Source organism: Limnohabitans sp. (genome assembly GCF_030158565.1).
In the GTDB taxonomy this organism is placed as follows: Bacteria; Pseudomonadota; Gammaproteobacteria; order Burkholderiales; family Burkholderiaceae_C; genus Limnohabitans_A.
Genome location: NZ_JAOASQ010000049.1, coordinates 1 through 8,510, shown reverse-complemented (window position 1 = coordinate 8,510; position 8,510 = coordinate 1). Strand labels below are relative to the sequence as shown.

The following is an 8,510-nucleotide window of genomic DNA, read 5'->3' as shown; positions in this document are numbered from 1 at the left end:
AGCGGCGCACCTTCACATCGGGGCTGAACAACTTGAGCGCCGCCAAGGCGGTGTCCAGCTCGCCACGCAGGCGGTTGTTCAGCATCACGTCTTCGGCATCATCTGGAACTTGCACCGACTGGCCTGTGACCGGGTCTGTGCCCTGGCCATCACGCACGACCAGCACCTGGTCTTTGGCAATTTTGACCACATCGTCGGCCAGCGCTTGCAAATAGGCCGCCGTTTTTTCATCCCCCTGGGCCACCGCTTTGGCCAAGGCTTGCACACGCGCATCGCTGTCTCCGGTCGCGATGCCTCGGGCCTCCTGAATCGTCAAGGCATGCGCAGCCGTCAGGCCCCACACCGCACTGGCGATCAACGCGCCTTTCACAATCCATCTTTTCATTTTGCTCATCTCATGTTCAGCATTTGCTCGCCAAGGCAAGCTCGGACCAGAGATGGATTCCCGCGTGCGCGGGAATGACATTCAGATGTTTTGTCATCCCCGCGAACGCGGGGATCCATCTCCTTGGCTTTCATGGATTCCCACTTGCGCAGGAATGACATTCAGACCCGATCACTTCTTGACAGGTTCGTCAGGCTTGACGTCATTGCCAGGGATGTAAGGGCTCCATGGCTTGGCTTTGACGGGGCCCGGTGTCTTCCACACCACGTTGAACTGGCCGTCGGCCTTGATCTCACCGATGAACACCGACTTGTGCAGGTGGTGGTTCTTCTCGTCCATCTTGCTGGTGATGCCGCTCGGTGCCTTGAAGGTTTGGCCAGCCATCGCTGCGATCACTTTGTCGGTGTCGGTGGACTTGGCTTTTTCAACCGCCTGCTTCCACATGTTGATACCGATGTAAGTGGCTTCCATCGGGTCGTTGGTCAAAGGCTTGTCTTTGTGACCGGCGATGTTCTTGGCCTTGGCATAAGCCGCCCACTTTTTGGTGAACTCGTCGTTGGCAGGGTTCTTGATGGACATGAAATAGTTCCATGCAGCCAGGTGGCCCACCAATGGCTTGGTGTCCACGCCGCGCAATTCTTCTTCACCCACAGAGAAGGCCACCACAGGCACGTCTTTGGCTTTCAGGCCAGCGTTGCCCAGTTCCTTGTAGAAAGGCACGTTGGAGTCGCCGTTGATGGTGGAGACCACAGCGGTCTTGCCACCGGCAGAGAATTTCTTGATGTCGGCCACGATGGTTTGGTAATCGCTGTGACCAAACGGTGTGTATTTTTCGTCGATGTCAGACTCTTTCACGCCTTTGCTTTTCAGGTAAGCGCGCAAGATTTTGTTCGTGGTGCGGGGGTACACATAGTCGGTGCCCAGCAAGACCCAACGCTTGGCCGCGCCGCCTTCTTTGCTCATCAGGTAGTCCACGGCAGGAATCGCTTGCTGGTTGGGCGCAGCGCCGGTGTAGAACACGTTCTTGGACAGCTCTTCACCTTCGTACTGCACGGGGTAGAACAACAGGCCGTTCATTTCTTCCACCACGGGCAGCACCGATTTGCGCGAGACCGAAGTCCAGCAACCGAAGATCACCGAGACCTTGTCTTGACCGAGCAGCTGCTTGGTTTTTTCAGCGAACAGGGGCCAATTGGAGGCGGGGTCCACGATCACGGGTTCGAGCTTCTTGCCGAGCACACCGCCCTTGGCGTTGATCTCGTCGATGGCCATGAGCACGGTGTCTTTCAACACGGTCTCGGAGATGGCCATGGTGCCCGACAGGCTGTGCAGCACGCCGACTTTGATGGTGTCGGCAGCCAAGGCTTGCACGGAGAGGGTCAAGCTGCCAGCCACAATGGCAGCAGCTGTAGCGAGGGCTTTGAGATTGCCACGACGGTTCATCATGTGATCACTCCAATCAGGAAAGTAAATGGATTCAACAAAAGGCGGAGCGCTTGCAACGCTGAACCCTCTCATGCAAACCCCGTGCCAACTTTTTCAACTGCGCGCATGCACCACCAAATGGCCCAGCCATGCGCTAGAAAAATGGCCACTCCCTATAAAGAGGCATGCTCTTTGCTACATTGACCCCATCGCACCGATTCACTTCCCAAGCACGCACCAATATGGAACTCACCCCTCGCGAAAAAGACAAGCTGCTGATCTTCACAGCCGCTTTGTTGGCCGAGCGCCGCAAGGCCCGTGGCCTGAAACTGAACTACCCCGAAGCCATCGCGCTGATCAGCGCCGCAGTGATGGAAGGCGCACGGGACGGCAAGACTGTGGCCGAACTGATGAGCGAAGGCCGCACCGTTTTGACGCGTGCCGATGTGATGGACGGCATCGCAGAAATGATCCCCGACATCCAGGTCGAAGCGACATTTCCAGACGGCACCAAATTGGTGACCGTGCACCAACCTATCGTTTAAACACCCCTCTCAGCCCGACCCACTTGGAGACATTCCCATGAAAAATCTCGCAACGCTTTTCATCGCCACTGCAGCGGCCAAGGCCATGGCACACGACGGACACGGCCTGAGTGGCTCGCACTGGCACAGCACCGACGCTTGGGGCTTTGTGGCCTTGGGTGCCATGGCGCTGGCCGCCTGGTTCATCGGCCGCGGCAAGTGAGGCCCTGATGACACCCGGAGAACTTTTGATTGACAGCGGCACACACCCGATCAATGTCGGTCGCCGCACCTGCACCCTGGTGGTGCAAAACGCCAGCGATCGCCCCATTCAGGTGGGCTCGCATTACCACTTTGCCGAGACCAATGCGGGCCTGCGCTTTGACCGCGCTGAGGCGCGTGGCATGCGCTTGAACATCGCTTCGGGCACGGCCGTGCGCTTTGAGCCCGGCCAGCAACGCACCGTGGAACTGGTGGACTATGCAGGCGACCGTGTGGTATTCGGCTTTCGTGGCTTGACGCAAGGGAAACTCTGACATGGCCCACATCGACAAACGCGCTTACGCCGAAATGTTCGGCCCCACCGTGGGCGACCGCGTTCGCCTGGCCGACACGGCCCTGATCATCGAGGTGGAAAAAGACTTCACGCTGCAAGCCGGTGGCTATGGCGAAGAGGTCAAGTTCGGCGGCGGCAAAACCATCCGTGATGGCATGTCGCAATCGCAGCGCACCAATGCCGAGGGGGCGATGGACTGCGTGTTGACCAACGCGCTGATCATCGACCACTGGGGCATCGTCAAGGCCGACATTGGCCTCAAGGGCAACCGCATCGCCGCCATCGGCAAAGCAGGCAACCCCGACACACAACCGGGCGTGGACATCGTCATTGGCCCCGGCACCGAGATCATCAGCTGCGAAGGCCTGATCGTCACCGCCGGTGGCATCGACTCGCACATCCACTTCATCGCGCCACAACAGATCGACGAGGCGCTGGCCAGCGGCGTGACCACCATGCTGGGCGGCGGTACGGGCCCGGCCACCGGCACCTTTGCCACCACCTGCACGCCCGGCCCTTTCAACATCGAACGCATGATGCAAGCGGCCGATGCCTTCCCGATGAACCTGGGCTTTCTGGGCAAGGGCAACGCCGCTTTGCCTGCGGCGCTGCACGAGCAAATCAGCGCAGGCGCGATTGGCTTGAAGCTGCACGAAGACTGGGGCACCACGCCTGCGGCCATCGACAACTGCCTGAACGTGGCCGAAGCCACCGACACACAAGTGGCCATCCACACCGACACCCTGAACGAGTCGGGCTTTGTGGAAGACACGGTGGCCGCCTTCAAGGGCCGCACCATCCACACCTTCCACACCGAAGGCGCGGGCGGCGGGCACGCGCCCGACATCTTGAAAGTGGTGGGCGAGGCCAATGTGTTGCCGTCATCGACCAACCCGACGCGGCCCTACACCATCAACACGCTCGACGAGCATGTGGACATGCTGATGGTCTGCCACCACCTGGACCCGGCGATTGCCGAAGACCTGGCCTTTGCCGAAAGCCGCATCCGCAAGGAAACCATTGCGGCCGAAGACATCCTGCACGACCTGGGCGCCATCAGCATGATGAGCAGCGACAGCCAGGCCATGGGCCGGGTGGGCGAGGTCATCATCCGCACCTGGCAGACGGCGCACAAGATGAAGCAGCAGCGCGGCAGCTTGCCTAGCGACACCGACCGCCACGACAACGCACGCGTCAAACGCTACATCGCCAAGTACACGATCAACCCCGCGATCGCGCACGGCATGAGCCACGAAGTGGGCAGCATCGAAGTGGGCAAATGGGCTGACCTGGTGATCTGGAAACCGGCCTTCTTTGGCGTCAAACCCGCGCTCATCCTGAAGGGCGGCTTCATCGCGCTGGCCGCCATGGGCGACCCGAATGCGTCCATCCCCACACCCCAACCGGTGCACTACCGCCCCATGTTTGGCAGCTTTGGCGGCGCGCTCACGCGCAACTCGCTGACCTTCGTTTCGCAAGCGGGTTTGAATGCGGGCATTGGTGCACGTTATGGCCTGTCCAAAACCCTAAGCGCCGTGAAAAACATCCGCAAGGTTGGCAAAAAGGACATGGTCCACAACGACTACGCGCCCCGCATGGAAGTCGATGCACAAACTTACGCGGTGCACGCCGACGGCCAGCTGCTGGTGTGCGAACCGGCCATCAGCCTGCCCATGACGCAACGCTACTTTTTGTTCTGAACGCCCATGTCCGCTCTGCTCATTTGCTCCAAACTCATGCCGCAAGGCCGTGGCCTGGCCAGTGTGCTGGTCAAGCGCGCCAGCACCATCACACTCGACTGGGACACCCGTCAAAAAAGCCGCTTTGACGCGACCGACAGCACCGGCCGTGCGCTGGGCGTGTTCTTGCCCCGTGGCACCGTGGTGCGCGGCGGTGATGTGCTGGTGGCCGAGGACGGCTCACTGGTGCGCGTCGAGGCAGCGCCCCAAGCGGTGCTGCGCATCACGGCCTGCGCCGAACACGGCTCGCCCTTTGACTTGACCCGCGCCGCCTACCACCTGGGCAACCGCCATGTGCCCATCGAGCTGCAACCCGACCACCTGAAAATCGAGCCCGACCATGTGCTGGCCGACATGCTGCGCGCCATGCACATGACGGTGATGGAGGTGTCTGAGCCCTTCGAGCCCGAAAATGGTGCGTATGGCGATCACGGTGCATCTTCACATGGGCATGGGCACAGCCACGAACATGGTCATGCGCATGCGGGCCATGAAGCCGCAGCCCACACCAAGCCGCATGTGCACGGACCTGATGGCCAGCACGAACATGCGGTCCCGGCAGTCACGCCACCGGCAGGCAAACGCATCGCCATCCCGATCCGCTCGGCCCCCGCTCAACCCCATGTGCACGGCCCCGGCTGCGGTCATGAACACTGAGACCGCGCCGTCGGGCCTGCTGCAACTGATCTGGCTCGCATCGCCTGCGCTGCCCATTGGCGGCTTCTCGTATTCAGAAGGGCTGGAAGCGGCCATCGAACAAGGCCTGGTGCACAACGAAACCAGCGCCACCGACTGGGTGGTGGACCAGCTGCACCTGACGCAGTCGCGTGGCGACATGGCGGTGATGGCGCAAGCCATCCCCGCCTGGCAGCGCGGCGACACCGCCCGGCTGCAAGCGCTGAACGATTGGGTCATGGCCACCCGCGAAACCGCCGAGATGCGCCTGCAAACCGAACAGATGGGCCGCTCGCTGCTCGACTGGCTGCGCAACCTGCAGCAAGCGAGCGACGCGCAACTGGCCTGCTGCGCAAAATTACCGCCCACCTACCCCTTGGCCATGGCACTGGCCTTGTCGTTGGCGCAAACGCCCATCGACCAAGCCCTGCAAGCCTGTGCCTTTGGCTGGGCCGAGAACATGACCCAGGCCGCCCTCAAGGCCGTGCCGCTGGGGCAGAGCGCGGGCCAACGCATGCTGGCGCGGCTTGCCCGTGAAATCCCTTTGGCCGTCCAAACGGCCATGGCACTCCAAGACGAGGATCGCCAGGCCTTCAACCCCATGCTGGCCATCCTGTCCGCCCGCCACGAAACCCAATATTCACGCATCTTCCGATCATGAGCACTCCACTGCACCACATCCCCCACCGCACTAAAAAGCTGCCGCCCCTGCGCGTGGGCATTGGCGGGCCGGTCGGCTCCGGCAAAACCACGCTGCTGGAGATGCTGTGTAAAAACATGCGCGAGCGCTGGGACCTGATCGCCATCACCAACGACATCTACACCAAGGAAGACCAGCGCCTGCTGACGGTGAGCGGCGCCCTGCCCGCTGAGCGCATCATGGGTGTAGAAACGGGCGGCTGCCCGCACACGGCCATCCGCGAGGACGCGTCCATCAACCTCGAAGCCATCGACCGCATGCTCGAGAAGTTTCCCAATGCCGATGTGGTTTTCATCGAAAGCGGCGGCGACAACCTGGCCGCCACCTTCAGCCCCGAACTGAGTGACCTCACGATCTATGTGATCGATGTGGCCGCTGGTGAAAAAATCCCGCGCAAAGGCGGCCCCGGCATCACCAAGAGTGATTTGTTCGTCATCAACAAAACCGACCTGGCTCCCCATGTCGGTGCAGACTTGGAAGTGATGCGCGCCGACACCGACCGGATGCGCCCCAACCGCGAGACCCGCCCTTGGGTCATGACCAACCTGAAAACCCTGGATGGCCTGGCCGAAGTGGTGGCCTTCATCGAAAAACGGGGCATGCTTCATCCCGCTTGAGTCACTTTGGGCAGGAAGGACGGTGGGAAGGGGAAAACCTGCGTTTTAACTCGCTACAATCTCACCCCAAGGAAGCGTGGCAGAGTGGTCGATTGCAACGGTCTTGAAAACCGTCGACTCGCAAGGGTCCGTGAGTTCGAATCTCACCGCTTCCGCCAAAACTAAACCCTAAGTTATTGATTAATTTAGGGTTTTTTCTTGTCTAAATTATTCGATCCACCTTTAAGTCCACCTTTTCGGACTTTCTTGTCAGGGTGGGAGGTTTAAGCTACCAACAAAATTTCCGTACAGGTTGGCTCGCGGCTGGCATTATTAACCTATGGCTAGACCAAAGAAATCCACGTCCAGACAAGTTCATCCAGCAGACTCAAATAGTGATCCTACCTTTTTGCCATCTGTAGAGACTCATAAGGTAGTGTCATCTATTGATGGCTTGGCCACTGATGTCGCTGTAGTCAAAGAGCTTGAAAAAATCGTCAAGGTTTTGGGGAAAGCTCAAAAATTGGACGACTCAAGAAATAAATTGAAGCTACAAAAGGGGGAGTTGAGTAAAGCAATTGGCGACGAGGGAGTTGAGTATTTGAAGAAGCTCGAGTCATCGAGTGACTTGTCTTTCCTTAGAAATGAAGCTGTTTCAGCCTTTGCTGCATGCAAGTTGCTCGCTGATCGATTGACTCAGTATCAACACATGCTCAAGGCAATATTTCCTGCCTTAGTACCTGTATTTAAAAATCTCATCGAGGGTGATGGGGTGAAGCTTGAAATTGCGCTTTTGTTGAGGGAGGAACTTGATGTGAGCAATGCAAGAATCCAAGCCGCAATTGATGCTCGTTCCAGAGGCGGTTCAGCAGTCAACAAACATTTTCGGGAAAAGAATTCAGAAGCCGAAAAGTGGCTTGAAGCAAATTTCATAGCTTGCACCTCAATGCGGGATGCAGCCAGGAAGCTCATTTCTCATAAGGTTGTCTCAGTGACAGAACAAACAGCCTATGAATGGGTCAGGCGGTGGAGCAAGAACAAAAAAAGTAGTGTGTGCTAGTTACACCATACTGTCTGAGTAGCACGCGGAATTCCGTTTTTTTGAAGCTGAACTTATCTTCCAACCATCGTCATGTGACGAGGTTCAAAGGAGTTCAGCATGGCCATCTGGCGCATTGAAAAAGTGAAGGGTGAGTTGGGGTATCGCTCAAATACAAGCGTATACGAAGCGATCCGCGAAAACCTGTTCACTAAACCTGTAAAAATTTGCCGACGCTCAGTGGGTTGGCCTGACAGTGAAGTAACTGCAATTTGTGGGGCGCGAATTGCCGGATGTTCTGATGAACAAATTCGATCGCTAGTGCAGAAATTGCATAACGATCGAGGCCTCCTCTCAATGAAATTTTGAGTGGAGGTCTGTATGACATTCGATCGCAATCTATTGCCCAATCCGACCGAGTACTACGAATCTGAAGGATTGCACCTCAGCGGACCAAGTGGGGCATCTTGGAAAACTACAGAGTGCAAATTTCACGGTGGTAGTGATTCAATGCGCGTAAACGTTAAAACAGGTGCGTTTCGCTGTATGAACTGCGGTGCAAGAGGCGGAGACGTTCTGGCCTATCAGGTGGCAGCATACGGGCAAGAGTTCATTCAAGCTGCAAAGTTGCTTGGCACTTGGGTTGACGATGGCCGCCCTCAAAAATTGCAAAAGCTAACCACGCTTTCACCCAGAGCTTCTCTTGAGGTTTTGGGCTTTGAGTCAACGGTGGTAGCCATGATCGCCTCCGACATGGCTCGAAAAGAATATTTGACTGACGAGGATCGCGACAGACTCTTGATCTGTGCTTGTCGCATGGTAATCATCCCCTAGAACCAAAGGACTGAGAAGTAGAATTTTTTCCAACGGA

11 protein-coding genes, 1 tRNA gene and 1 pseudogene are annotated in these 8,510 nt (G+C 57.9%); 11 read left to right on the top strand and 2 right to left on the bottom strand.

Annotated features, from left to right (window positions below):
- A pseudogene (locus tag Q1W40_RS10860) lies at positions 1-385 on the bottom strand (urea ABC transporter permease subunit UrtB); the annotation flags it as partial.
- A 171-nt stretch (positions 386-556) separates the two neighbouring features.
- Positions 557-1,828: an urea ABC transporter substrate-binding protein gene (gene urtA, locus Q1W40_RS10855; RefSeq protein ID WP_300711785.1), complete on the bottom strand. Its 1,272-nt coding sequence runs from the start codon at positions 1,826-1,828 to the stop codon at positions 557-559.
- 224 nt (positions 1,829-2,052) lie between these two features.
- Here urtA and Q1W40_RS10850 point away from each other — a divergent pair, with 224 nt between their 5' ends.
- From Q1W40_RS10850 to Q1W40_RS10800, 11 genes are all read left to right on the top strand, one after another.
- Positions 2,053-2,355, top strand: coding sequence for an urease subunit gamma (locus Q1W40_RS10850; RefSeq protein ID WP_108322333.1), 303 nt, complete (start codon positions 2,053-2,055; stop codon positions 2,353-2,355).
- Positions 2,356-2,392: 37 nt separating this feature from the next.
- A complete protein-coding gene (locus tag Q1W40_RS10845) occupies positions 2,393-2,557 on the top strand; it encodes a hypothetical protein (RefSeq protein ID WP_300711780.1) in 165 nt (54 codons plus the stop codon).
- 7 nt (positions 2,558-2,564) lie between these two features.
- The gene (locus tag Q1W40_RS10840; RefSeq protein WP_300711778.1) at positions 2,565-2,870 is read left to right on the top strand and encodes an urease subunit beta; all 306 of its coding nucleotides are present in this window, start codon (positions 2,565-2,567) and stop codon (positions 2,868-2,870) included.
- Position 2,871: 1 nt separating this feature from the next.
- Complete coding sequence (ureC, locus tag Q1W40_RS10835) at positions 2,872-4,590, top strand: urease subunit alpha (RefSeq protein ID WP_300711776.1); 1,719 nt, start codon at positions 2,872-2,874, stop codon at positions 4,588-4,590.
- Between the two features lie 15 nt (positions 4,591-4,605).
- Entirely contained in the window at positions 4,606-5,286 is a 681-nt protein-coding gene (gene ureE / locus Q1W40_RS10830; RefSeq protein WP_300711783.1) for an urease accessory protein UreE, read from the top strand.
- Entirely contained in the window at positions 5,276-5,965 is a 690-nt protein-coding gene (locus Q1W40_RS10825) for an urease accessory UreF family protein (protein ID WP_300711774.1), read from the top strand. Before ureE ends, Q1W40_RS10825 begins: the two co-directional genes overlap by 11 nt.
- Positions 5,962-6,621 (top strand): urease accessory protein UreG, encoded by a 660-nt coding sequence (ureG, locus tag Q1W40_RS10820; RefSeq protein WP_300711772.1) that lies wholly within the window; start codon positions 5,962-5,964, stop codon positions 6,619-6,621. The genes Q1W40_RS10825 and ureG overlap by 4 nt, the downstream gene beginning before the upstream one ends.
- Before the next feature lie 70 nt (positions 6,622-6,691).
- Positions 6,692-6,779: transfer RNA gene (locus tag Q1W40_RS10815), tRNA-Ser, on the top strand.
- A 257-nt stretch (positions 6,780-7,036) separates the two neighbouring features.
- Positions 7,037-7,660, top strand: coding sequence for a hypothetical protein (locus Q1W40_RS10810; RefSeq protein WP_300711770.1), 624 nt, complete (start codon positions 7,037-7,039; stop codon positions 7,658-7,660).
- 99 nt (positions 7,661-7,759) lie between these two features.
- Complete coding sequence (locus tag Q1W40_RS10805) at positions 7,760-8,008, top strand: AlpA family phage regulatory protein (RefSeq protein WP_300711768.1); 249 nt, start codon at positions 7,760-7,762, stop codon at positions 8,006-8,008.
- Positions 8,009-8,020: 12 nt separating this feature from the next.
- Positions 8,021-8,473 carry a CHC2 zinc finger domain-containing protein gene (locus Q1W40_RS10800; RefSeq protein ID WP_300711766.1) on the top strand — a complete coding sequence of 151 codons (453 nt, stop codon included), beginning with the start codon at positions 8,021-8,023 and terminating at the stop codon, positions 8,471-8,473.
- The last annotated feature ends 37 nt before the right edge of the window (positions 8,474-8,510 follow it).